The organism is Halomonas sp. SL18_1 (assembly GCF_055755715.1).
Genome location: NZ_JBVTRK010000001.1, coordinates 1986690 through 2010428, shown reverse-complemented (window position 1 = coordinate 2010428; position 23739 = coordinate 1986690). Strand labels below are relative to the sequence as shown.

Sequence of the window (23739 nt, the reverse complement as noted above, 5' to 3'; positions counted from 1 at the left end):
TAAAAATACTCCGTGTCGATTAAAGAACCTAGCAATTCAGCCGACGCGTTAGCGGTCGACTGAATTGCTAGGCTCTTCGTTTTTAAAATTTCCGTAATTTTTAAGCATACCTTTAAACCGTTCAATTTTCGCAGGAGATATATAAACATACTCTACAATCGCAATAAAAAAATCATCTATGGCCGAGGCTTGCATAGGATGAACATCTATATCTGAAGCGTGAGCACCTATGTTACCTATCAATCTTAGTATATCGCTAGCTTCGGATAGTACCGCTGGGATCTCACCCCGTGCATTAAGCTCTTTTAAGTTCGCAACTAAATTCCTTTTTGTGGTTCCCCTGTCAAGACAAACTGCTTCGAGAGCCCTTCGTATTTGAACAGCAAATGAGTTGGGTGCCAACCTTTTTATTCTCACAGCTTCATCATAAATCTTTGATATCCTTTCAGGCACACTTTCATCTAATTTTACGTCCGGATATACTAGCGTTAGCCCGAAATTGAATAATTCGTGATAAACCAATATTTCGCTACATGTACTACATTTATACACATAGTATTTTTCTTCTGTCTCCCCCTCATCCCCATCATCTACGCCCCAACTTAATCCGAGATAAGGTTGCTCGTGGATTAACTCTTGTTTTGCGCGATTACAACAGTGAGGACAAAATTTAATCATAAAACTTCCTTTTGTATACCTGCCTAACGTGCTAGCTCAGCCGCGGCGAAGCCGTCGGCTGGAGCGCATCGTTAGACTATTGCCTTTGCAGACCTAACGATTCCAGCCCTTCGCGTTGCAGCTCTTCGCATCTAAGATAAACCTCTGTGAGAGAATCATGCTCGAGAAGCGGTTTGCGCTGAAACTCTTCGTAGGTGAGCAGCGTTAAGTCGAACAGGTCACCGATAGCCTCTAGCCTTCTCCGCACTAGGTAGAAAAGAGCCAGTGTGTCTTCGCAGTGGGAAACGGCCACCACAACGACATCTATATCCCGACAGCCTGCCTCGCCTCTGAAGAATGAGCCAAAACCATAAGCAGCTTCGACGTCAGGCAGATCGGCTATAGCTGATCGGATTGCCGTCCCGATCTCGTTGATAGTAAGACCAATACTCATCACGCCACAGAGCACCACTCATTTCATTCGAGACGTACAATCCAATCCCTGAATCAAGACAGAACTGCTTCGCCTCGGGGGTATATCCGCACCAACCGCCGCCAATATGGATCCTGAATCAGTGAAGTCGGCGCCGACACTTCCCCTATCACCGCCAGTGCGCATTTTTTGACCTCCGATTCCGTCTCAGCCGCCGAACGCATACCTGCCATGGCCGACCAGGGCGGCGTCGACCGGCGACGGCAGCCCGTTTTGACATGCATTTCTACCCGCCGGGCACGGTGATGCTGGCTGCCGGTGACCGTCAGCCCTCTGCGTGATGTCGTTGTCCGACAGACGATCAGCATGGTGTGCCTCGGGGATAGCGAAGGCGGCATCGCAGGGTGTTCAACACCGTCATGCGCCCGATGTCCTGCCCGAAGTCGAGGATGACCTGCCGTGCCTTGTGGATCACGAGAGCCGCGCGATGTACCAACTCTTGGAGCACGGTGCGGATCCGGCGCCGCTTGGCGGGATGGCGCACCGGGCTCAGCTCGCCGGTCATGCCCATCTGGCCCATCAGCCGCAGGATGTTGTAGGCCAGCTGGGCGAGGTGCAGAATCAGATCATTGGTGGCGAACTTTCCCGACGGCAGCCGCTCCAGGTCGAGATCGGTCTTGATCTCGCTGTGAAACTGCTCATGAGTGGCATGCGCCTGGTAGCGTTTGATCACCGCCTCCGGCGCCTCGTCCAGGCTGGTCCACCAGCCTTCCAGCTCATAGTCCGGTTCGAGCAGTAACTGGCCATCGTGATCGGCGGTGCGCTCCACCAGACGCATCACGCGCTTGAGCTCGTACTCAGACCGACCATCGCGGATCGAGACGGTCTGCGTCCATAGTGCCTGGCGCTTTCCGGGGCGCAATTCTTCCCAATAGTCCGCCGCCACGGCCAGCCAGGTGTCCTGATCGGCCGTGGCCGAGTCCCGCGGGTTCCATTTGACGAGGTAGTCCAGCTGGCGGCCTTCCTCGGCAAAGGCCAGCCGCTGCCGTTCGAGAAGGGCCAGATGCGCTTGGCTGTCGAAGCCGCTGTCCTCACGCAGCAAGATAGGTCGCTCGGTCAGGCCTTGGGCGCGGGGCAGCACCCGCTCCAGGAAGGCGTTGCTCTCCTTCATGGTGTGCTGCTTGCCGGGACGCAGTTCCAGGCCCAGACACCACCCTTCGTTGCCCAGGTAGGCGGCGATTGGGGTGTAGCCGTCGACCTTCTTGTAGGTCCGCGAGACGCCTTCCTTCTTCGAGTTGCTGTTGTCCATGACGAAGGTGTCGATGTCGAGGCAGACATGTGTCGTCTCGGCGGTGATCGGTGCCTCCACCAGCGACAGCAGGGTGGTGGACCAGGTGGCGGTGCGTGCCTGCAGGTCGTTGGCGGCAAGCTTCTCCAGCCGCTGTCGCAGCGTCGCCGTGCTCGGCACCTTCTGCAGGGTCAGCAGTTGCTGGAAGGGCTTGTCGCGACGGAAGTTTTCGATGGCATCATAGTCGCTCATGCCCAGGCACAGCAGGCCCAGGTAGCTCTTGACCACGTCGCTGGTGCGCATGCCCAGCGTGGTGGGGAAGCGGCTGTCGATGCTGTCGACGCCGGCGATCTCGAAGCACTGCCCGATGATGGATAGCCCGGCGTGGCTGGTAAGGGTGCGGCGACTGGCGCGGAATTTGACGTTGGGCATGGCACTGTCTGGGTGAATGGCGATATCAGGTATATTGCCATGCAGGTCAGTGGGTTAGAAGCGCTTCAGGGGGCAGCCTCACGGATTCAGGTATAACGTGAGCCATCTCGCCGACGTTGTATCCATCACCTCCTGGCAGGAGCGCTGTTAATTCTCGGCCGCACTGAGGATTAGAGCACATTCCCGCGGCACGCCCCCAGAGCATCTTAATGTCGGGTTCTGAAATCGCCATCCATCCCTCACGGGTCTAACGCTCGCCATAAACGGCGCGAGGAACGAGCGTCCGGCGACCGCAGGGAGCGAATTTAATGGCCTTGTTATGCGCTGACAGCATCTGTTCTGACTTTGGTTTTAGTGTAGTTTATTGGTGGATACTCACCGTGATTTTGAAAATACCACCACAAAAATTGCCCTTCAGCACCAAGCAGAGTGTCGCCAAACTTGCGGTAATCGCAAAAGGCGATCTCTATTGCCCCATAATTTTTTATTATCATATCAAACTTCAATGAGTTAGCTTTCGACGTGGCATGAAGGTTTGCATGGCGGAAATATCTGGACTTGAAGCTGGTCTTTGTTTGGCCTATGTAAAGGATTCTGCTCTCGCCATTGAGACGAGGTACAGGTTTAGAAGACAAGAAGAAATAGATTATGTTTTTTGCCTGAGCAGCGGCTACCGAGCCATAAACATTTTCAAAAGCGATCCTTGAAAGCTCATTGATTTGACCCGGTAAACGCTCAAATTTGCTCACCAAAGATGGCAAGTCATGCTTTGTAATCAAACCTACTGCTCCACACCCAGATGATCTGATAAATGGGTAGATCCGTCAGGCAACCATTCGATGCTCAAATCACCACCACCAAAACGAACACCCCCTTCTTTTTCGGCAATTCATTACACTGGCCTCGATATTCAATAAAATTATCAAGAAGTTCAATCAGATGCAGTTTAAAACCAGACTCCGTAACCTGATCGAAAATATCGTCTTCAAGAGTCCAAGATGCACCACTTAAGCGGTCTTCACTATCTTCTGCACGGAAAACCACCTCACCTTTAGCTTTCACAATCTCAGGATACTGCTTGGCAAGCGTAGCAAGGCGAGTAGCTTCGAAGTCTTGATCAAAATTTGGCATATTTTTTCCTTTGGCTCGTTATTTTTTCAGCTTGCACCATATAGGCGACAGGTTACGTCGTATAGCCGCATAACGCCCGCCATCACGCGCTTGTCGCGTGCATGGCATTGTTAGGTCAGTAGTCGTCATCCATAAATTCTTCGTCGCCAGCCTCTGCACAAATGAGTCCTTTCTCTCGCATTTTTGCCACAAACGGTACACCGTCATCGATAAGGTGGCTACCATCATCCATCCTCGGCCCAAATTCACTGTCCGCTGTAATCGGCTCCCCGATGATTTCGTTATGAAGGCGAAATATTTCGGTTCCGATACCAAGTCTCTTGCATCTATCTAATTCAAGGTGCTGAAGATAGAAGTAACTAGGCAACTTCCAATCATCTTCATTTACATGCATAAGCGTAACAGAGCCTACCCGACTCATATTGCTGTCATACACCGTAATATCTTGTCCATCATCTAAATCGATATAGTATTTATTCCCGTCTTTAGCGATAAATTCGTGCACTTTGAATTCCTAATTCAGAAAAAACATATTTTTACCAAGCTTTTCTAAGCCGAGCAGATACCAAAAGACCTAACTGTTCAGCATTTATTCGCCGTGCGCAGCATGGCGAATAAATGCCTGTTGGACTAAGCCGCCCATCAGGCTGCTGCGCAGCTTCTATAGGGTTTTGTATTGGCCGGGGTGCCGGCTGAAGCAATCGATCGCACGTGGGCGAGTCGGTTATGACGCGTGCGGGCAGTGATGTGGGTCACGATTCCCCTCTCCGACTGGCGCAATTTTTCCCAACGTAACCCGCCTGCTGGCCAAAATCCATCGTCAGGACAAGCGCCTCCGCGGCCCGCAAGCGGGCCGGATCGTCGAATCCGTTGTCTGGCCAACTCCGTGGTGTGCCTGGCGTTACCTCATGTTCGATAGCGTTGCCCCCGGTGGTTGGGTGACCGGCCGAGGGTGGGTCGCTGGGGGTAAGGGCCCCGGTGACGCGCAGCGTCGGTCGCCGGCAGTGCGGGCAGGTGTAAGCGGGAGCCTTGTCGTGGCCAGGAGTCACGGTCTCCGGTGCCGTCTCCGCCACCATCAGCGCTTGGCGGATCTGTGCCAGACGTCGTCGCCGGCAGCGATTGGCCAGAAAGCCGTAGTGACGGACTCGCATCAGCCCCTTAGGCAAGACGTGGAGCAGGAAACGTCGCACGAACTCTTCGCCATCGAGGACGAGGCGTTTGTGTCGGTCACGGTCGCGGTAGTCCTTGTAGCGCAGGGTGACCTGATGATCGTCCACGGCGAGGATGCGGGCGTTACTGATGGCGATCTGACGCGTGTAGCGTGCCAGGTAACGGACCACGGCCGGGGTGTGCTCGAGGCAGTCCTTGCTGTAGACCACCCACTCGGTGGCCATCAGGGCATTGAGCTGGTCATCCACATCACCGGGACGAGTGACCCGATGGAGCTCGCCAGCATTCGCCGCCCGGCGCAGAGCACTCACCAGATGGCCGCGAAAGTGGCGCGACAGGGCCCGCACCGGAAACAGGTAGTGGCTACGCGCCCCATGCCAGCGGCCATCGTCACCCAAGGCGCCACCGGGGACCAGGCAGTGCAGGTGCACATGCTGGCTCAGGTTCTGCCCCCAGGTGTGGAGCACGGCACTCATGCCCATCTCGCCGCCGAGGCGCTTGGGATCGCGACCGAAGGCACGCAGCGTCTGCCAGGCGCTCTGGAACAGCCGCCGGTAGATCACCTCGGGATGCAGCTGAACCCAACCGTTGAGGCTATGGGGCAGCGTGAACACGACGTGGTAGTAGCGCACCGGCAGGATAGTCGCCTGCTGACGTTCGGCCCACTGGTGCATGGCACGGCCCTGGCACTGCGGGCAGTGGCGATCTCGACAGCCAAAGTAGTGCGGCTGGGTGTGGTTGCAGTCCGTACACTGCAGGATCATGCCGCCCATTGCCTCGGTACGACAGGCCAGCAGGTGGCCACATACCCGTTGGCGCTGGCGATCAAGGCCGACCGGGTTGAGAAAGCGCACCAGGGCCTGTTGCAGGGTGGCGGTCTTAGCCATGCCCCACCTCCAGGCTCGCAACCAGGTCGATAGGCGCCTGGCCGGCCCCCTGCTGCCCCGGCAGCCAGTGCAGGTAGCGCATCGTGGACTGGATGCTACGGTGGCCCAGCAATCGCTGGAGCTGATGCACGGGCAGGCCCTGTTCCAGGGCATGCGTGGCGTAGGCATGCCGCAGGCTGTGGATGCCTCCGATGCGCTCGACACCGGCCTGCCGCTTGGCCTTGCTAAAGGCCCTCTGTGGCGCACTCAGATGCAGCGCACGATCCGGGAACAGGGCACTCGGAAACAACCAGGTTCGCGGCCGATACGCTCGCCAGTAGTCGCGCAAGCGATCAATCAGGGTCGCCGTTAACAGCACCATACGGTCTTTGGCACCCTTGCCCTGCGCGACACGCAGCTGGCCACGCTGGCTGTCGATGTCGCTGACCCGCAGGTGGCAGACCTCGCTCACGCGCAGTCCGCAGCCGTAGCACAGTTCGAGCATCATGCGATGCTTGTTCTGGTCAAGTCAGAGCGGACACATTTTCAAGCTGCAGCCGCCAATTCGATTTCCCTTGGCGTTTGGTAGCCCAGGGTCGAGTGGAGTCGGCAGCTGTTGTACTCCATCTCGATGTATTCGATCACGTCCCGCCGTGCGGCCTGTCGGCTTCCGTATCGCTGGCCAGCCAGCCACTCGCTTTTCAGTGAGCCGAAGAAGCGCTCCATGACGGCATTATCCCAGCAGTTCCCTTTCCGGCTCATCGAGGCCTGGAACCCGTGCCGGTCCAGCGTGGATCGATAGTCATGCGACGCGTACTGGCTGCCGCGGTCGCTGTGATGTATCAGTCCTTCCTCGGGCTGCCGGCGTCCCACGGCCATCTCCAGGGCGTCCAGGACCAACTGCGTGCGCATGTGCCCCGCCATTGCCCAGCCCACCAGCTGCCGGTCGTAGAGGTCGAGCACCGCCGCCAGATAGAGCCATCCTTCCAGCGTCCAGATCGCGGTGATGTCGGCCACCCAGGCCCGGTTCGGTTCCGCCACCATGAATTGGCGGTTCAACAAGTTAGGCGCCACCGGTAGGCTGTGCTCACTGTCGGTTGTATGACGCCACCGGCGCCGCTGCCGTGCCTCTACACCGGCTTCCCGCATCAGGCTGCGAGCCTGGTAACGGCCGACATCGTAGCCTCGGCGTCGCAGTTCTCTGGCCATGCGGCGGCTGCCATAGCTGCCACGCTTCTGGAGATGAATCTCTCTGACTTCGTGTAGCAGGGCCTGGCGCGGTTCATCAGGGTCACGTCGTCGCCAGTCATAGAAACCACTCCGGCTGACCTGCATAACCCGACACAGCACGGCCACGGGATAGGTGGCCTTCTCCGACTCGATGAACTGGTATCTCAGCTCGACTCTTTGGCGAAGAAGGCCGCCGCCTTTTTTAAAATATCCTTTTCAATCTGAAGCTTACGAACTTCTTCGCGGAGCTTCTTGATCTCGGCGTCGCGATCGTCCTCCTGCCGCCCCGGGATGCCGGAGACCTGCTGACGGTGCTTGCGGCACCAGCGGTCCAGCACGCTGCGCTCCACGCCCAGGCGCCGGGCGGCCTCGGATACGGAATACCCCTGATCGATCACCAGGCTCACCGCATCCGCCTTGAATTCATCGGAAAACCGACGTCGAGTCTTCTTGGTCATGAACACCTCCATGGCCTCCATTATGAGGCTTATCGGGGTGTCCGCTCCAATTGGACCACTTCAGCTTGGGGTTGTGGCACGCGGCCAGGATCCGCCTCACCTCGTCGCGAGTCAGCAGCTCTGGAATACGCTGCGGTGTCTTCGGCACCACCAGCGATACCTCCACCGACGGCCAGTGCAGCACGTGCAGGTACAGGAAGCGCACGCCGTATAGGTAGACGCGGCAGCTGGCGGCGGACAGCCCGCGCTCTTGGACCAGGTGATAGAAGAAGTGCTGCAAATCGTCGGTGCTCAAGGTGTCAGGCGAGCGATGGAAGTAGCTCGCCAAGTCCGTGATCACCATCAGGTAGGTCGTGTGGGTACGTTGCGCAAAGCCACGCTGACGCATGGCCTCGATCATCTTCTGTCGTAAGGCAGTCATCGTCGTCACTCCGATTCATCGACCCGAATGGGTCAAGGAACAGTGTGGTTCGACGAATCGGCAGGCGTGCCTCGACGACGGCTACCGGACAGCTACCGCGAAGCGGTTTAGTTCAACAGTGATTGGACCGCGCGTCCTGATATTGAATGAACATCCTGCGCGTTCAACGATTTTATCTGCCGCGCCTCTTCTCTCCCAACGCATTGATTTTGCATGAAATTAAGTATAGCTCGGCCGCCTATGCAGAATTCGCGCACGCGCGCGTTTTGCCGGAACCAATAATACTGTGCATTAATCCATGAAAAAGGAAAGCTGCTGTATGACCAGGCCCGGAATGCTGGTCTTCCACCACACCACGCCCTCCGGTGAGTTCTCACACGCCAAGCGCTCTCGTCGGGTGCCGGTGGCGCTATCCCACCCGGAGCTTATGCGCGTGTTCAACAAGCTGTCAGGTCCGGTGCATTGGATGCCAGCGTTGATGTCGGCTCGGGACTTCGGCTCATGGAAATCTGCCGCTTACATGTACGGGAGGAAGAGAGACGCCAGGCACGCTACCGCCCCTACCCGGCATAGTGCGATGGCGTCCCGCCACCTTCCTGCGGTAGTCCCTGGGTGTTACCGGTCAGCGCTGTGCCTTATGCCGCTGCCTGTCGGCTGGCCGTCTCGCGCGGCCTTGAGCATTCAAGCCTATGTAACCTTTGTCGACCTGGCAAAGAATAGCAATGGCTAACAGGGTCGCAGGGCATGCCTGATCCCCTACCAGGAGCGTTTGAAACGACCGACTTTAGACTTAAGTCGATGATTGCTAGAATGCGATCGCTCTAGTCCGCGCCATGGCTTTTCGGCGCACACACCCTCCGCAACTAGAGCATCCGAATGTCATCCCAGAATTCCCCCTCCCCTGCCGGGACCTCGGCGCTGTCGCGCCTGGGCGACCCCATCGTGCTGCTGCTGACGGTCGGCTTCATCGTCGCCTTCGTCGGCCTGTCGCTGTTCGATATCGATCGGGTGGCCGACAGCATCGGCGCCGGCTTTGCGTGGACGGCGGCAACGCTCGGCACCTACTTCCAGCTCCTGCTGCTGCTGACCTTCGTGATCGCCATCGGCGTGGCCATCTCGCCGGCGGCCGGGGCGCGGGTCGGCAACCTGGAGAGCCCGCAGATCGGCACCTTCAAGTGGCTGTCGATGATCATGTGCACCCTGCTGGCCGGGGGCGGAGTGTTCTTCGCCGCCGGCGAGCCGATCTACCACTTCGTGGTCACCCCGCCGGCCTTCGAAACCGAGGCGGGCACCGCCGAGGCCGTGGCCGGCGCCCTGGCCCAGTCGTTCATGCACTGGGGCTTTCTGGCCTGGGCGGTGCTGGGCTCGCTCTCCGCCATCGTGCTGGCCCACGCCCACTACGTGAAGGGCCAGCCCCTGCAGCCCCGCACCCTGCTCTACCCGGTGTTCGGCGAGCGCATCATGAAGGGGGTCTTCGGCAGCCTGGTGGATGCCTGCTGCGTGATCGCGGTAGTCGCTGGCACCGTGGGCCCCATCGGCTTTCTCGCCACCCAGGTGAGCTTCGGCCTGCACGAACTGTTCGGGGTCAGCCAGGGCTACGCCACCCAGCTCGGCATATTGGTGCTGCTGGCGGCGGTCTATGTCACCTCGGCCATGACCGGCATCCACAAGGGCATCCAGATCCTGTCGCGCTTCAACGTCTTTCTGGCGCTGGCCATCGCCGCGGTGATCCTAGTGGCCGGCCCGACCCTGTTTTTGGTCAACGCCTTCGGCCAGGGCTTCGGCGAGTATCTGTCGTCGTTCTTTACCATGGCCACCATGACCGCCGAGACGGCGCCGGCCTGGTGGATGCAGTGGTGGACGGTATTCTTCTTCGCCTGGTTCATCGGCTACGCGCCGCTAATGGCGATCTTCGTGGCGCGCATCTCCCGCGGGCGCACCATCCGCGAGATGATCCTGGCCGTGGCGGTCATGGCTCCGGTGGCCACCGCGATCTGGTTCACCCTGCTGGGCGGCTCCGGCATTCACTACCAGCTCACCGGCGCGATTGACCTCAGTGATGCGCTCAACAACTTCCAGTTCGACGTGGCGACCCTCACCGTGGCCCAGGCGCTACCGGGCGGCACCCTGATGGCGCTGGCCATCCTGCTGCTGACCAGCATCTTCGTGGCCACCACCGGCGACTCCATGAGCTACGCCATCGCCGTGGTGTGCGCCGGCCACGACGCCCCGAGCCCGCTGGTACGCGCCTTCTGGGGCATCGCCATGGCGCTGATGGCGGGCATCCTGCTCTATATGGGCGCGGGGCAGATCGGGGCGCTGCAGCAGTTCATCGTGATCACCGCGATTCCCGTCTCGCTGGTGCTGCTGCCGACGCTGTGGGCCGGCCCCCGCGCCGCCTACGCCCTGGCGCGGGAGCAGGGCATTCTGCCGGTCGTCGCCGAGCCGGCCAGGCAAAGCGGCTAAGCGGCTAAGCGGTCGCATCCAAGCCAATGGACGGGCGCCGGGCGCGGCCAGGGCGGGAATTCGCCGGATCCGCCCGGGCAGCCACCCGCTCAGAACAGCCCCAGCTGACGGTCGATCAGGGTGTCGAAGTCGTCGCCCACGAAGGGCAGGATGGCGTCGGCCACCGGCTTGAGCTGGCGGGTCAGGTAGTGGTCGGTGTCGATGGGCGAGTGATGGGCCTCCAGGGGCTCGGGGCCGGCCAGGGTCATCACGTAGCGGATCCAGCCGCCGTGCTGATACTGGCGCGGCCGGCCCAGGCGGTCGTTCTCGGCATCGGCGAGCCTGGCCGCCCGCACATGGGGCGGCACGTTGCGACGGTAGTCGTCCAGGCGCCGGCGCAGCCGCTTGCGATAGACCAGCCGCTCGTCGAACGCCCCCGACCGGGCGCGCGCCAGGAAGGCCTGCACGTAGTCGCGCACATAGTCCCGCCAGGGCTCGCCGGTGAAAACCCGCCGGTAGAGTTCCTGCTGGAACGCCTTGGCGAGCTCCGTCCAGTCGGTGCGCACCGTCTCGAGCCCCTTGAACACCAGCTCATCGCAGCCATCGGCGCCCCGCACCAGCCCCGCGTAGCGCTTCTTGCTGCCCGCCTCGGCGCCGCGGATGGTGGGCATCAGAAAGCGCCGGTAGTGGGTCTCGAACTGCAGCTCCAGGGCGCTCGCGAGGCCATACTCCTCGGCCAGGTGATCGCGCCACCAGGCGTTGACCCGGGCCACCAGCCTCCGGCCGATCGCCGTCGCCTCCTCCTCCTCGCAGGGGCGCCCCAGCCAGACGAAGGTGGAGTCGGTATCGCCATAGATAACGGTATACCCCTCCGCTTCGATCAGCGCCCGGGTGCGGGCCATGATGGCGTGGCCGCGCATGGTGATCGAGGAGGCGAGCCGGGCATCGAAGAAGCGGCACCCCTTGGAGCCCAGCACCCCGTAGAAGCTGTTCATGATGATCTTCAGCGCCTGGGCGAGCGGCGCATTGCCGGCGCGCTTGGCCGCCTCGCGCCCCGCCCACACCTCCTCGACGATGGCCGGCAGGGCGTGGCGGGTGCGTGAGAAGCGCGCGCCGCGAAAGCCCGGCACCGAGGCGGCGTCCGAGGGGTCGGCGAGCCCCTCCACCAGCCCCGCCGGATCGATCAGGAAGCTGCGGATGATCGAGGGGTAGAGGCTCTTGAAGTCCAGCACCAGCACCGAGTCGTAGAGGCCGGGCCGGGAGTCCATGACGAAGCCGCCGGGGCTCTCGGCGTCCTCTCCCTGGCCGAGGCTCGGCGCCACCAGGCCCAAGCGATGCAGCCGCGGCAGGTAGCGATGGGTGAAGGCGGCCACGGAGCCGCCGCTGCGGTCGGCGGGCAGGCCGGTCACCGTGGCCCGTTCGAGCAGGAACGCCAGCAGCTCGGTCTTGGCGAAGATCCGGGTGACCAGCTCGCAGTCCCGCAGGTTGTAGCGAGCCAGCGCCGGCTTGTCCTCGGCGAACATGCGCTGGATGTCATCCAGGCGCTGGTAGGGGTTGTCGATCGCCTTGCCCTCACCGAGCAGCTCCCGGGCCACGCTCTCCAGGCTGAAGGAGGGAAACTGCCAGGTGGCCGAGCGCAGCGCCTCGATGCCATCGATGATCAGCCGCCCGGCCGCCGAGGCGAAGAAGTGGTTGGGCTGGTGGCCGTGGGCGCGCCACCCAAGCTCGGTGCCGCCTCGCCCAAGCCTGAGCGGCACGCCCAGTCGTTCGGCGTGCTCGCGCAGCACCCGCAGGTCGAACTGCACCAGGTTCCAGCCGATGATGGCGTCGGGGTCATGCTCGGCGAACCAGGCGTTGAGCCCCCGGAGCAGCTCGGCCCGGCTTTCGCAGTAGTCGAGGGTGAAATCGAGCGCGCCCGCCGCCACTTCGCTGCCACCATGCCGGGGCGACCCCAGCATATAGACCCGGCGCTGCCCGCACCCTTCCAGGGCGATGGAGTAGAGCTCGCCCCGGGCGCTGGTCTCGATATCCAGCGACACCGTGCGCAGCCGGGGGCGGTAGTCCGGCGCCGGGCGCAGGCGCGCCGCCACCAGGCCGCCCTCCCCGTCCGGCGTTCCGGTCACCGCCACGGGCGCGGTGATAAAGCGCTCCATCAGGTAGCGCTCCGGGGGGCGGATATCGGCCTCGTAGAGCGTGAGGCCGGCCTCGCCCAGGCGCCGCTCGAGCCGCTGAAGCTGGCGGTACTGTCCGCAGTAGAGGCCGAGCACCGGGCGGTGCTGGAAGTCGCGCAGCTCGAGTTCGCGCAGCGTCACGCCCGGCTCGCCGTCCAGCAGCGCCTCGGCCGCCCCTCGCTGCTCGGCGGGCAGGAAGGCCACCGCGGGCTGCACCGGCAGGCGTACCCGAAGCGGCCCCTCGTCGGTGGCAAGCCAGAGGCTGATTTCGGTGCCCTGGGGGTGTCCTCCCAGTGGCGGGTAAGGATAAAACCGCAGCGAGTCGACACGGCCTACCCGAGCCCAGCCAGGCGGCGCAGGCCCGCGGCGGCTTCCGCCGTAGCCAGCCACGCGACCAGGGCGACATTGAGCAGCACGCAGCCCCAGAGAATGGCGCCGAAGGGCTGCTTGCGAGTCTTGTGGCGGAAGGTGCGCCGGGCCAGCAGCGCCCCCGGCCAGCCCCCGCCAGGGCCACCAGATTCAGGGTCGACTCGCGAATGCGCCGGCGGTCGCGCCGCGCGGCGGCCTTGTCGATGCCGTAGAGGAGCACCGCCACCAGGCTCGCCAACAGATAGAGCGCGATCAGCTGCATCATGGGGTCGGGATCTCCAGGATCAGGTCAGGCGCGAACAGCGGCGGGTCGAACTCATCGGGATAGCCGCCGGGGTTGGCGACCACGCGGGTGCCGCCCGCCTCGAGGTCCACCGGCTCATGCACATGGCCGTGGACCCAGAGATCCATGCGCCCCATCAGCTGCGGCAGATGGGAGGCGAAGGCCGGCGACAGCGCATCGCCGCGGTAGCGCGGCGGAATGCATCCGCCCAGGGGCGCATGGTGGCTGATCACCACCCGGGGGCCGCGAAACGGCGCCGCCAGCTCCGTCTCCAGCCAGGCCAGCGCCTCGGCATGCAGGCGCCGGCTCTCGGCCGGGCTGAACACCTCCCCTTCCGGCTGCTCGATGATACGGAAATCCGGCATCATGACCAGCGCCCTGGCCTCGGTGAGCGCCGGGTCGTGATCGGGCTCACCGGCGTAGAGCGCGAAGTCGGTCCACAGCGTGGTGCCGTGGAAACGCACTCCGCCCAGGGTCAGGGAGCGATTGTCCAGCAGATGGATGCCCAGCCGAGCCGCCTCCTCGGCCAGGTCACGGCGCAGGGCGGGCATGCAGGTACCGTAGAACTCGTGGTTGCCGGGCACATCGAGCACCGGCGTGCCGGCGAACCGCTCAGCCGCCCACGCCAGCCCCAGGGTGCCGGCATGGATGTCGCCCGCCAGAATCACCGCGTCAGCCGCCACCTCGGGCAGCTCGCGGCTCGCTTCGTAGTGCTCCAGGTGCAGGTCCGACAGGACTCTCAGGCGCATGGAAGACTCCCAGTTAGCCAGCTCCTTGGTGAGCCGCTTCCAAGGTACCATGCGGCGCTTCGATACGCCGGGGGAGCACCTGCCGCCCCGGGTGGTTCGCTCAGCAGGGCTGCCGCGCTTCGGGCCACCCCTGCCGAGTTGCGCCATGTCAATTGAGTTTGCCGCCCTGCCTAAGGCAACATGGAGAGTGGAAACCGAGCAAGTTCGGATGAGCCACGGCATACCCCTGGAGGAGCCAAATGCAACCGCTGAGCTATTACTACTACAACGTGCTGGAAAGCCTCGAAAAGCCGTGCGATGTGCCATCGACCCGCCTGCAGGAGAGCTTCGATATCCTGTATCGACAGGGTGGGCGAATCGAGATCGATCTGATGCGCAAGGCAAAAGAGGCCGAAGCCAGGGGCGAGCCGTACCACTGGTACGAGGCCCTCGACGAAGAGCAGCGGGTGAAACTCCACAAGGCGCTGGATGACGGCGACCCGGCCAAGATTCTCAAGGTGATGCAGCGCAACGGTTATGCCGGCATTCTGTATCACCATGCGTGGGAGCACTTCCGGGAAGCCTCGGGCGTGGCCTAGGCCTCCCCTGCCGGACGCTTACCACAGGGCCCGCGAGTGATCGCGGGCCCTGTCGATTTTGCTCCTCTAACCTCTAATCCGGACGGGGGAGTATGTTCCGATTGACCCGGAAGCGGTTGTCCGGATCCCAGCGCCGCTTGATCTCGGCGAGCCGCTGGAGGGCCGGGCCAAGGGCGGCTTCCATTCGCTCTGGTCCCTCGTCCTCGGTCTGGAAGTTGATGTAGGCGCCGCCGGTGGAGTGGACCTTCAGGTCGTGCCAGGCGTCGCGGGCCCAGGCGATATTGGCCTCGTCGTCCTCCGCCTGCTCCCAGGCGCCGCCTACGTTGAACACATAGCGAGCGTCGCGATTGCCCACCGGCGAGTGGTCAGTGTCGAGCTGGTTCAGAGCGCCGCCGAGCTGGAACAGAATCACCGCCGAGTGCGGCGAGCGAATGCGTCCGGCGTGCTCGATCGCTTTCTCGCAGAGCTCGGGTTCGATACTCGGCAGATACTCGCTCTTCCAGTAGTAGCGCCGCCCCTTGGGCTGCGTCGCATCGAGTAGCTTCTGCATCTGCGCATAGGGTCGACGCACCAGCACGTCGCCGATGGGTTCGCCGAATGTCTTGATCGGCGCCACCTGTGCTTCGCCCTCCTCCGGATCGCCGCTGTAGCAGGCCAGCAGCGCCACGATCGACTCGCCGTGCCACTCCTTGGGCAGCCAGGGCGCCGGAGGGGCCGGGCGCATCAAGGCGACCAGGGTCAGCTCGGGCGGGGCCTGCTCGGCGAGGCGACGATAGTGCTCGAGCACCGCAGGCGCCTCGCTGGCAGGCCAGGCCACCACACCCCCCACGATTTCCGGCCCCACGGGGTACAGCCGGTAGTCGAAGCCGGTCACCACGCCGAAGTTGCCGCCACCGCCGCGCAGCCCCCAGAACAGGTCGGGGTTTTCGTCGGCGCTGGCATGGACCAGTTGGCCCTCGGCGGTCACCACCTCCATCCCCAGCACATTGTCGGTGGTATAGCCCCAGCGCCGGGTCAGGTAGCCGAAGCCACCCCCCAGAGTGAGGCCGGCGATACCGGTGGTCGAGATGAAACCCAGCACGGTGGCCAGGCCGTGGACCTGGGTCTCGCGATCCACATCCCCCAGCACGCAGCCCGCCTGCGCATGGGCGACCCGGCGTTCGCGGTCGACCCAGACCCCACGCATCAGCGAGAGGTCAAGCATCAGCGCGCCGTCGGCCACCGCCAGCCCCGCGATATTGTGACCACCGCCCTTGATGCAGAGCAGCAGGTCATGCTCGCGAGCAAAGCGCACGCACGCCAGCACGTCCGCCGTCCCCAGGCAACGCACCACCAGCGCCGGGCGACGGTCGATGGTCGCGTTCCACAGCTGGCGCGCCGCCTCGTAGTCAGGGTCGTCCGGCGTCAACAGCGGCCCCTGCAGCTGCGCCTTCAAGCCGTTGAGCATCTCCAGCGTCAGGTCGATCTCGCGACCCTCCAGGGTTATCGCTCTCATGTCGGCTCTCCTCGCGATGGCTGATGAAGGTACTACTGCTCGGCATCGATCGAGCACCCTTCCCTATCAGGGGCGATTGATACATTAAAGCCTAGCAGCCAGGCTCAACTGCAGTCCTGGCTGGGGCTGAGCGTATTCACCGGCGAACGCACCATCCGCTCGATCCTTCTCACTCCTCGACGACGATCTCGAAACCGCCGTAGATCAGCCGCTTGCCATCAAACGGCATGGGGTTCACGTCGGGCTGCAGACGCGGGTCCTCCATGATCCTGGGCATCGCCTCGTCGCGAACCTGCCGGGAGGGCCAGTGGATCCAGGCGAAGATCACGGTTTCCTCCGGCTGGCGCTGCACCGCCATGGGGAAGGAGGTGAGCTTGCCCTCGGGTACGTCGTCGCCCCAGCACTCCACTATCCGAAGGGCACCATGCTCCTTGAACACCGTCGCCGCATCGCGGGCATGCTGGATGTAGCGTTCACGGTTGGCGGTGGGCACCGCGGCGACGAAACCATCGATATACGTCATGGGGTTACTCCTCGTCTTTCGGCGGCAGTTCTCGCACCGGGCGCACCTCAATGGTGCCGAAGCGGGCGGGGGGAATGCGGCTGGCCAGCTGCAGGGCCTCGTTGAGATCCCGGGCCTCCAGCAGGTAGAAGCCGGCCAGCTGCTCCTTGGTCTCGGCGAAGGGTCCGTCGGAGATCAGCACCTCGCCATCTCGCACCTGCAGGCGGGCAGCGGTGGCCACCGGCTGCAGGGCCTGACCGGCCAGGTAGTGGCCCTGCTCGGTGAGGCGCTCCACGCCAGCCACGCACTCCTGATTGAGGTCGTGCCATTCCTGCTCGTTCATCGCCTCGATCAGGCTCTCCTGGTAGTAGACCAGGGCGGCATATGTCATTGCTGATCCTCCTCTTCACTCATGGGGCAGCCACCGGTTCCGCAGCCGATCATCCAGTGCACCCCGTAGCGGTCGGTGAGCATGCCGAAGCGCTCCGCCCAGAAGGTGGGCGCAAAGGGCATGACGATCCGCCCGCCTTCGGCCAGCCGCTGGAACAACGCCTCGGCCTGGGCCTTCTCGTCATACTCCAGGAACAGCTGGGCGCCTCGGGGGGCCTCGTAGCAGTCGCCGGCCATGTCCGCGCCCATCAGCCGACGGCCGCGCACGTTGAGGGAGGCGTGGATGATGCGGTCGTGCCAGTCCGGCGGGGTCTCTTCAGCGGCGGGGGTCTCGCCATAGGTCAGCATGGCCTCCAGGCGGCCGCCGGTGACCTCGGCGTAGAAAGCCATCGCCTCGCGGCAGCGGCCGTCGAAGCAGAGATGGACGTTAAGCTCGGCGGGCAGGCGCGACTGGGCAATGCGCTTGTCCAGGCCGGGCCCGGCCTCGAAGTCTTCCAGACTGAAGTAGCGCCGCAGCTCGAGGGTGACGTCGGCGTCCTCCTGGGGCCACTGGCGGGCCCAGTCGATGGCCTCCTCCAGGGAGTCCACCTCGAGCACCGAGTAGCCGGCCAGCAGCGTCTCGGTGGGCGCGAAGGGACCGGCGGTGACCTGCATCTCGCCGCCGCGACGCTGGAGCCGGCAGCCCTCGCGGGTCGGTCGCAGGCCATTGCCGTAGACGAAGACGCCGGCCTCGAGCATGCGCCGGTTGTAGTCCGCCATGGCCCCGAGCAGCGCCTGGCTCGGCAGCTCGCCGGCTTCCGTAGCCGCATCGGCCTTCCGCATCAGCATGTATCGCATCGTTCGACCTCCATTGGATGGTTGCCTTCTCGAGTCGCGCGACGCTGGCGGCCATCGACAGGGAGGCGAGATTTTTTCGGTCCATCGCAGACTGGCGTGAACTGGGATAGGGGTCGGGAAGGGCTGTGCCCTCCCCGCCCTCCGAACCGTGCGTGCGGTTCTCCCGCACACGGCTCTCCAGTCGATGGTTTTCCTCATCGGGATTGGCTCGCGTACCGCCAGGCTCCGGCTAGGGTGAAGAGCCCTGCGGTCGCGAAGAACGTATTCGACCAGCGCCATGTGTCCGACCGGGTGTTACCACGCCCGGGCGCTTCTCCTGCTTGCGCAGCATGGCCCGAAGACGTCGACGAATGAAGCCATCCAGAGGCCGGAACGTCGTCCGATAGGCATGCTGGAAGTAGCCGAACCAGCCTCTCAGCATGGGGTTCAGCGAGGCAATGACGTGCCGCAAGCTCTTGCCTTCCGTCCGCCGCGTCTTGCTTCTCACCTTGTCCTTGAACGCCTTGAGGCTCTTCTTACGCACCCAGCGCCTGCCCGCCTCGAAGCGGTAGCCTAGGAAGTCGAAACCCTGTCCCTTCTGCCGGCAATCGCCGACGTGGGTCTTGTCAGGGTGCAGGGTCAGGCCATTCGCCGCCACCCATTCCTGTACGTGGGCCAGGGCTTGTCGGGCCTCCTGCTCACTGTGGCAGAGAATGACGAAGTCATCGGCATACCGCACCATACGGTAGCCGTGCTGTGTCACTTCCTGGTCCAGCGGATGCAGGTAGACGTTCGCCAACAAGGGGCTGATGATCACTCCTTGTGGCGTCCCTGACGTGGGGGTCCATCGGCTCATGTCGCTGACAATATCCTGGCTCAACCAGCTTCGTAGCAAGGCCAGCAGTCGACCGTCGCTGATCCGTCCCTCGACGCGGGCCATCAGGCGGTCGTGCGGGATGCTATCGAAATAGCCTTGCAGATCCGCATCCACCACCCAGGTCATGCCCGCCTTGAGCGCCTCATCAACGTCTCGTAAGGCATCCTTGCAGCCTCTGCCCGGCCGGAAGCCGTAGCTCATCGGCAGGAACTCATGCTCGAAGATCGGTTCGATCACGCGCTTGACCGCTGCCTGGACAATACGGTCCTTGACGGTCGGAATGCCCAGCGGGCGCATCTTGCCGTTGCCCTTGGGGATCTCGACGCGTCGCACCGCTTGCGGGCGGTAACGCCCCGCTGCCAGGTCGGCCTGGAGCTCCTCAAGATAGCGTTCGGCCTGCGACGCAAAGCGGGACACGCTTTGCCGATCGACACCCGCCGCTCCCTGGTTGCGGTAGACCTGCAGCCAGGCACTGACCAGGGTCGACGAGCGGTATACCTTGTCGATCAGACTGAACCACTTACGTCCTTTGACGCCGTTATCCAGCGCCGCCAACATGCGGTCCGTCCAGATCGAGCGGTCAATCCCTGCCATCGTGGCGGGTGTTGACGCATCTTGTTTAGCCCCATCGTGGGGCACTGTCGATGCTGTGCTGTCGCGTTCGCTCATCTCTGGTCGTCTCTCGCATCCATCTTCCTGCCTCCCTTCCCTCGACGCAGGTTCTGTTCTCTGCGCCTCCTGTGCGGCGCCTTGGCGGTAGGCAGAGTCCGCGCTCCAGCATCTCTCGATCCCGGCTTTCGCCGGGATGAGCCGTGGCCAGGGCGTGATCCGCACGCCGGTACTATGAAGGCTCTGACTCCTGGCCGCTGTCACCTCGGCCGCCAGGTCTCCCCGATTATCTCGTACACCCTTCCTGACGTTCCGCCTCCAACCACCTGGCAGGTCCCGTCGTCGCTTTGTCCGCCATGCCAGCGCGACGGGTGAGTTTCAGGCTTCGCTATCTCCCAGCGAGCTCGCCACCTGACCCGGCCGAATCGAGTTCGTCATCCTACGGACCGCCAGTTCGCCTCCGGTTGCTCCCCACCCCGCCTCGCGACGACGCAGTTACCTTTGGCTACGGGGCCATGGCTTACCCCGATGCGGACTCTCACCGCACTGTGTGCACGCCTTCTCGGGCGCACTGGGAGGGAGCTTCAGCTCGCGAAGTAGCGCGCAGCGCTACCCATAGGGCGCCTACGGCGCCTTCGCCCGGCCGAGCCGGCCTCCCACCATAAAACTTGCCAAACTTGTTCACGCTAAAGTGCGAAGAACCTTTTTCATACCTGCGGAGAGTCCAGCTCGGCCAGTCGGCGCTCCAGGTAGCGTCGCTCCGGCTGCTGGACGGTGAGGGCCAGGGCACGCTCGTAGGCGAGCCGGGCCGCCTCCCGGTGGCCGGCGCGGCGATGCAGGTCGGCCCGGGCGGCATGCAAAAGATGGTAGTTGACGATCGCCTTGTGCTCGGACAGGGCGTCGAGCAGCGCAAGCCCGGCCTCGGGGCCGTCGCGCATGGCCACCGCCACCGCGCGATTGAGGGCGATCACCGGCGAGGGCTGTTGTCGATACAGCGCCTCGTAGAGCAGGGCGATGCGCCGCCAGTCGGTGGCCTCCGCACTGGGCGCACGGGCGTGCTCGGCGGCGATGGAGGCCTGCAGGGTGTAGGGGCCGGTGGGCGAAAGCGAAAGCGCCAGCATCAGCCGCTCCAGGCCCTGGTCGATGCGCCGCGGGTCCCACAGGCGGCGGTCCTGCTCCTCCAGGGGAATCAGCTCGCCTGCCGAGCCCTGGCGGGCGCCGCGCCGGGCGTCGTGCAACAGCATCAGCGCCTGCAGCCCGTACACCTCGCCCTGGGGAAGCAGGCGAGCCAGCGCCTCGGCCAGCTCCATGGCCTCCGCGGAAAGGCTGACGTCGACCAGCGACTCGCCGCCGCTCTGGGTATAGCCCTCGTTGAACACCAGGTAGATCACCCGCAGCACATCGGGAAGCCGCTCGGGCAGGGCTTGGGCGTCGGGCACTTCATAGGGAATGCCGGCATCGCGCAGCTTGCGCTTGGCACGCACGATTCGCTGGGCCAGGGTGGCGGGCTTTTGCAGCAGCGCCCGCGCCACCTGCTCGGTGGTCAGGCCGCACATCTCGCGCAAGGTCAGCGCCAGGCGCTCGTCCAGGGCCAGGCGGGGGTGGCAGCAGGTGAACAGCAGCCGCAGCGGGTCGTGGGCGATGCTGCGCTCATCCAGGCCCGCCGCCGCCTCTTCCGGCACCGCGAGGTGGGCGTAGTGGCGTGAGGTCTGGCGGCGGCGAATCTGGTCGATGCCGCGGCGCTGCCCGATACGGATCAGCCAGGCGGCGGGATGCTCGGGCACGCCTTGGCTGGGCCACTGCTGCACGGCGGCCATGAAGGCCTCCTGCAGGGCCTCCTCGGCCAGGTCGAAATCGCCGAGCAAACGGATCAGCGTCGCCAGCACCCGACGCGAGTGCTGCCGATAGAGACGTTCGATGGTGGGATCGCGCTGCATGGTGCCGGGCGTACCTCCGCCGCATGAGGGTCGTTACTGCAACCTTAGCCGCACGGCGCCACATCGTCGTTGGGAATGGCTCGGCATGACCAAGGCCCCTTGCCAGGGCAAGGAGCCTTCAATGATGCCTGATGAAGCCGGAGGGGGCGCTAGCAGCCGCCAGGTCGGTCGGCGGCTGCCCCAGCCTGCTGCGAAAAGCGGCTAACGTCCGCACTCCCGTGGAGCACGCCATTGATGTCGGCGCTGGGTCTGTTCAAAACGAGCATCAAGGGCGAACCGGTCCTCCTCTCTGAACGCCATCACGGCCAGAGAGGCCGCGAAAATAATCAGCGACGGATAGAAGAGCGCATTGGTGCCCTCGAGCACCCAGCCCCAGGGGTCCACCACTGAGGCCATGACCGCCAGCAGAGAGGCACCGTTCACCAGCAGCTGAACGGGGTAGACGCCGCGCCGCCAGAACCCCACCACCACCAGCAAACCCACGACAACCTGGAGCATCCCGAGCAGCGGCATCAGCATCTCGGCTGCCATGAAGCCGAAGTAGAAGCGCTCGGCGATGGCCAGTCCATGCTCCACGTTAACGATACGATTCACTCCCCAGATGACCAGCAGCCATCCCAGCGAGACACGCAAGAACATCAGTATCAGGGGCTTGCTCATTTTCTTTTCTCCTCGAGACTGCCAAGCTTCAGCGGCATTGGTCGGGTGATATACGGCCGGGCTTGGTCGACTTGCGCGCCGGCCCCTTACAGTCGCTGTAAGCTTTCTTGCGCTTCGACGACCCTTTACCACGCCTCCCAACAAGGAGAGCCCATGCTGGATCGCTGGACCATGCCGCTGGCGCAACACCTGCTGAAGCGCAGCGCCCGCTGGCTACAGGCCCGGCGGGTGACCGCCGATCAGGTCACGGTGGCGGGATTCGCCATTGGCCTGCTGGCACTGCCCCTGCTGGCCATGGAGTGGTATCTCCCGGCCTTGGTGGTCATCCTGCTCAACCGCATCGCCGATGGCCTGGACGGGGTGCTGGCCAGGCTAAGTGGTACCGCCAGCGACGCCGGCGGCTTTCTCGATATCGGGCTCGATTTCGTCTTCTATGGCGCGGTGGTGCTTGGCTTCGCCCTGGCCAATCCCGTAGACAATGCGCTTGCCGCCACGCTGCTCCTGTTCGCGTTTATCGGCACGGGGAGCTCATTTCTGGCCTTCGCCATCATGGCCGGTCGTTATCGCCTGCAGCGGCCACGTTTTCCCAACAAGGCCTTCTACTATCTGCACGGCCTTACCGAAGGCACGGAGACCATTTTCGCCTTCGTGCTCTTCTGCCTCTTTCCCCAGTACTTTCCCTATCTCGCAACGGCGTTCGCTATCGCCTGCCTGATTACCACGGCGACGCGGCTCTGGGGCGGCTACCACACCCTGAAGCAGGTCAGCCCCACCCACGAGAAGGTGGCGTGACCGAGGCAGACACTGGCCGATCGCACCGGCCTTCAGGAGCGCTACGTGCGCGAATGGCTCGGCACCATGTGGGGCCGCGAGCGGGCGCTTTCCTACCTCGAGGCGGCCGGCTTTCGCGACATCCGCGTGCACCAGCTCGAACACGACATCCAGAACGACAACTTCGTCTGTCGGCCCTGAGCATGATGAAGGCCGCCTGCCACGGCAGGCGGCCTTAGCGCGGGGCGCTCTCCCCTTGGCCAAGCTCAATGCATATGCATCGGAGCCATCGGCACCAGGCTCGGCAGCCAGGCCGGGTCCAGCATCACCAGCAGACCGAGCAGCATCAGCAGCCACCCCGTTGGGCGCACGATACGATAGCCGTTGGGTGCGACCTTCTCGATGAGCATCACCACGGCGAGCGGCGCCATCCAGGCGAGGTTGGCGATCCCCACCACGAACATCACCAGCATCAGGGCCCAGCAGCAGCCGAGGCAGAAGACCCCGTGGCGCGCCCCCAAGGCGAAGCCCCGGCCATGCCCCGGCGATAGTGGTTGAGCAGGAAGGCGCGAGGCTGACGGCACTTGTCCAGGCAGCGCGCCTTGAGCGAGGAGAACTGGAAACCGCCGGCCAGCAGCAGCACGCCGCCGCCCAGCCAATGGGGATGATGCATCGGCCAGCTTCCGTGCAGCCTCGCCTGCTCCACCAGCGAATGGCCGAGCAACGCCAGGACCCCGAACAGGGTCCACACCGCCAGGTAGCCGCCGAGAAAGCCCGTGCGTGCCAGCCAGGGATGGCGCTGCCCCGCAGCCGCCTGGTTGAACAGGCCCGCCATAGGCAGCGTCGAGGGCAGCATCATGGCGGCGATATGCACCTGCCAGGCCACCAGGAACAGCGCCAGGCTGGCCCAGAGCGCCAGACCCTCGACATGCAGCCGATGGTGGTGGACCCACTGCGCCTGGCCGGTCAGCTCCGCGCCCAGGGCGAGCCCCCAGGCCAGG

19 protein-coding genes and 6 pseudogenes are annotated in these 23739 nt (G+C 63.4%); 4 read left to right on the top strand and 21 right to left on the bottom strand.

What is annotated here, in order from left to right; genetic code table 11:
• Positions 1-48: 48 nt before the first annotated feature.
• From ACSJDS_RS10115 to ACSJDS_RS10070, 10 genes and pseudogenes are all read right to left on the bottom strand, one after another.
• A complete protein-coding gene (locus ACSJDS_RS10115) occupies positions 49-678 on the bottom strand; it encodes a DUF4145 domain-containing protein (protein ID WP_473033157.1) in 630 nt (209 codons plus the stop codon).
• Between the two features lie 76 nt (positions 679-754).
• On the bottom strand, positions 755-1126 hold the full coding sequence (locus ACSJDS_RS10110; RefSeq protein WP_473033156.1) for a nucleotidyltransferase domain-containing protein: 372 nt from the start codon (positions 1124-1126) through the stop codon (positions 755-757).
• A gap of 325 nt (positions 1127-1451) precedes the next feature.
• Positions 1452-2810 carry an IS1380 family transposase gene (locus ACSJDS_RS10105; protein ID WP_473032624.1) on the bottom strand — a complete coding sequence of 453 codons (1359 nt, stop codon included), beginning with the start codon at positions 2808-2810 and terminating at the stop codon, positions 1452-1454.
• A 317-nt stretch (positions 2811-3127) separates the two neighbouring features.
• Entirely contained in the window at positions 3128-3589 is a 462-nt protein-coding gene (locus ACSJDS_RS10100; RefSeq protein WP_473033155.1) for a hypothetical protein, read from the bottom strand.
• A gap of 64 nt (positions 3590-3653) precedes the next feature.
• Complete coding sequence (locus ACSJDS_RS10095; RefSeq protein WP_473033154.1) at positions 3654-3941, bottom strand: hypothetical protein; 288 nt, start codon at positions 3939-3941, stop codon at positions 3654-3656.
• A 115-nt stretch (positions 3942-4056) separates the two neighbouring features.
• A complete protein-coding gene (locus ACSJDS_RS10090) occupies positions 4057-4446 on the bottom strand; it encodes a hypothetical protein (RefSeq protein WP_473033153.1) in 390 nt (129 codons plus the stop codon).
• A 401-nt stretch (positions 4447-4847) separates the two neighbouring features.
• Positions 4848-5998, bottom strand: a pseudogene (locus ACSJDS_RS10085) (IS91 family transposase).
• Positions 5991-6485, bottom strand: a complete 495-nt coding sequence (locus ACSJDS_RS10080; RefSeq protein WP_473033152.1) for a tyrosine-type recombinase/integrase — start codon at positions 6483-6485, stop codon at positions 5991-5993. Before ACSJDS_RS10080 ends, ACSJDS_RS10085 begins: the two are co-directional and overlap by 8 nt.
• 38 nt (positions 6486-6523) lie before the next feature.
• Positions 6524-7665: pseudogene (locus ACSJDS_RS10075) on the bottom strand (IS3 family transposase).
• On the bottom strand, positions 7631-8065 hold the full coding sequence (locus tag ACSJDS_RS10070; RefSeq protein WP_473033150.1) for a site-specific integrase: 435 nt from the start codon (positions 8063-8065) through the stop codon (positions 7631-7633). The pseudogene ACSJDS_RS10075 and the gene ACSJDS_RS10070 overlap by 35 nt, the downstream one beginning before the upstream one ends.
• Positions 8066-8962: 897 nt before the next feature.
• Between ACSJDS_RS10070 and ACSJDS_RS10065 the strand changes: the two genes are divergently transcribed.
• Entirely contained in the window at positions 8963-10552 is a 1590-nt protein-coding gene (locus tag ACSJDS_RS10065; RefSeq protein ID WP_473033149.1) for a BCCT family transporter, read from the top strand.
• Positions 10553-10641: 89 nt separating this feature from the next.
• On the opposite strand, the pseudogene ACSJDS_RS10060 reads toward ACSJDS_RS10065, so the two are convergent.
• The 3 genes and pseudogenes from ACSJDS_RS10060 to ACSJDS_RS10050 form a co-directional block, all read right to left on the bottom strand.
• Positions 10642-13031: pseudogene (locus ACSJDS_RS10060) on the bottom strand (DNA polymerase II).
• A gap of 3 nt (positions 13032-13034) precedes the next feature.
• Positions 13035-13333 (bottom strand): annotated as a pseudogene (locus ACSJDS_RS10055) (DUF1294 domain-containing protein).
• Positions 13333-14103 carry a metallophosphoesterase gene (locus ACSJDS_RS10050; RefSeq protein WP_473033148.1) on the bottom strand — a complete coding sequence of 257 codons (771 nt, stop codon included), beginning with the start codon at positions 14101-14103 and terminating at the stop codon, positions 13333-13335. Before ACSJDS_RS10050 ends, ACSJDS_RS10055 begins: the two are co-directional and overlap by 1 nt.
• A 239-nt stretch (positions 14104-14342) precedes the next feature.
• Here ACSJDS_RS10050 and ACSJDS_RS10045 point away from each other — a divergent pair, with 239 nt between their 5' ends.
• Positions 14343-14681, top strand: coding sequence for a hypothetical protein (locus tag ACSJDS_RS10045; protein ID WP_473033146.1), 339 nt, complete (start codon positions 14343-14345; stop codon positions 14679-14681).
• A 73-nt stretch (positions 14682-14754) separates the two neighbouring features.
• On the opposite strand, the gene ACSJDS_RS10040 is transcribed toward ACSJDS_RS10045, so the two are convergent.
• The 7 genes from ACSJDS_RS10040 to ACSJDS_RS10010 all read right to left on the bottom strand — a co-directional run bounded on the left by ACSJDS_RS10040 (position 14755) and on the right by ACSJDS_RS10010 (position 21967).
• Positions 14755-16176, bottom strand: coding sequence for an FAD-binding oxidoreductase (locus ACSJDS_RS10040; protein ID WP_473033145.1), 1422 nt, complete (start codon positions 16174-16176; stop codon positions 14755-14757).
• A 169-nt stretch (positions 16177-16345) separates the two neighbouring features.
• Positions 16346-16699, bottom strand: a complete 354-nt coding sequence (locus ACSJDS_RS10035; RefSeq protein WP_473033144.1) for a DUF1428 domain-containing protein — start codon at positions 16697-16699, stop codon at positions 16346-16348.
• Between the two features lie 4 nt (positions 16700-16703).
• Positions 16704-17069 carry a YciI family protein gene (locus ACSJDS_RS10030; protein WP_473033143.1) on the bottom strand — a complete coding sequence of 122 codons (366 nt, stop codon included), beginning with the start codon at positions 17067-17069 and terminating at the stop codon, positions 16704-16706.
• A complete protein-coding gene (locus ACSJDS_RS10025; protein ID WP_473033142.1) occupies positions 17066-17896 on the bottom strand; it encodes a YciI family protein in 831 nt (276 codons plus the stop codon). Before ACSJDS_RS10025 ends, ACSJDS_RS10030 begins: the two co-directional genes overlap by 4 nt.
• Positions 17897-18134: 238 nt before the next feature.
• Entirely contained in the window at positions 18135-19430 is a 1296-nt protein-coding gene (gene ltrA, locus ACSJDS_RS10020; RefSeq protein WP_473033140.1) for a group II intron reverse transcriptase/maturase, read from the bottom strand.
• Positions 19431-20077: 647 nt separating this feature from the next.
• Positions 20078-21307, bottom strand: a complete 1230-nt coding sequence (locus tag ACSJDS_RS10015) for an RNA polymerase sigma factor (RefSeq protein ID WP_473033139.1) — start codon at positions 21305-21307, stop codon at positions 20078-20080.
• A gap of 201 nt (positions 21308-21508) precedes the next feature.
• Complete coding sequence (locus ACSJDS_RS10010; protein WP_473033137.1) at positions 21509-21967, bottom strand: hypothetical protein; 459 nt, start codon at positions 21965-21967, stop codon at positions 21509-21511.
• 153 nt (positions 21968-22120) lie between these two features.
• Here ACSJDS_RS10010 and ACSJDS_RS10005 point away from each other — a divergent pair, with 153 nt between their 5' ends.
• Both ACSJDS_RS10005 and ACSJDS_RS10000 read left to right on the top strand, forming a co-directional pair.
• On the top strand, positions 22121-22759 hold the full coding sequence (locus ACSJDS_RS10005) for a CDP-alcohol phosphatidyltransferase family protein (RefSeq protein WP_473033135.1): 639 nt from the start codon (positions 22121-22123) through the stop codon (positions 22757-22759).
• Positions 22760-22768: 9 nt separating this feature from the next.
• Positions 22769-22939 (top strand): annotated as a pseudogene (locus ACSJDS_RS10000) (hypothetical protein); the annotation flags it as partial.
• Between the two features lie 65 nt (positions 22940-23004).
• On the opposite strand, the pseudogene ACSJDS_RS09995 reads toward ACSJDS_RS10000, so the two are convergent.
• Positions 23005-23573, bottom strand: a pseudogene (locus ACSJDS_RS09995) (DUF2182 domain-containing protein).
• Positions 23574-23739 lie beyond the last annotated feature (166 nt).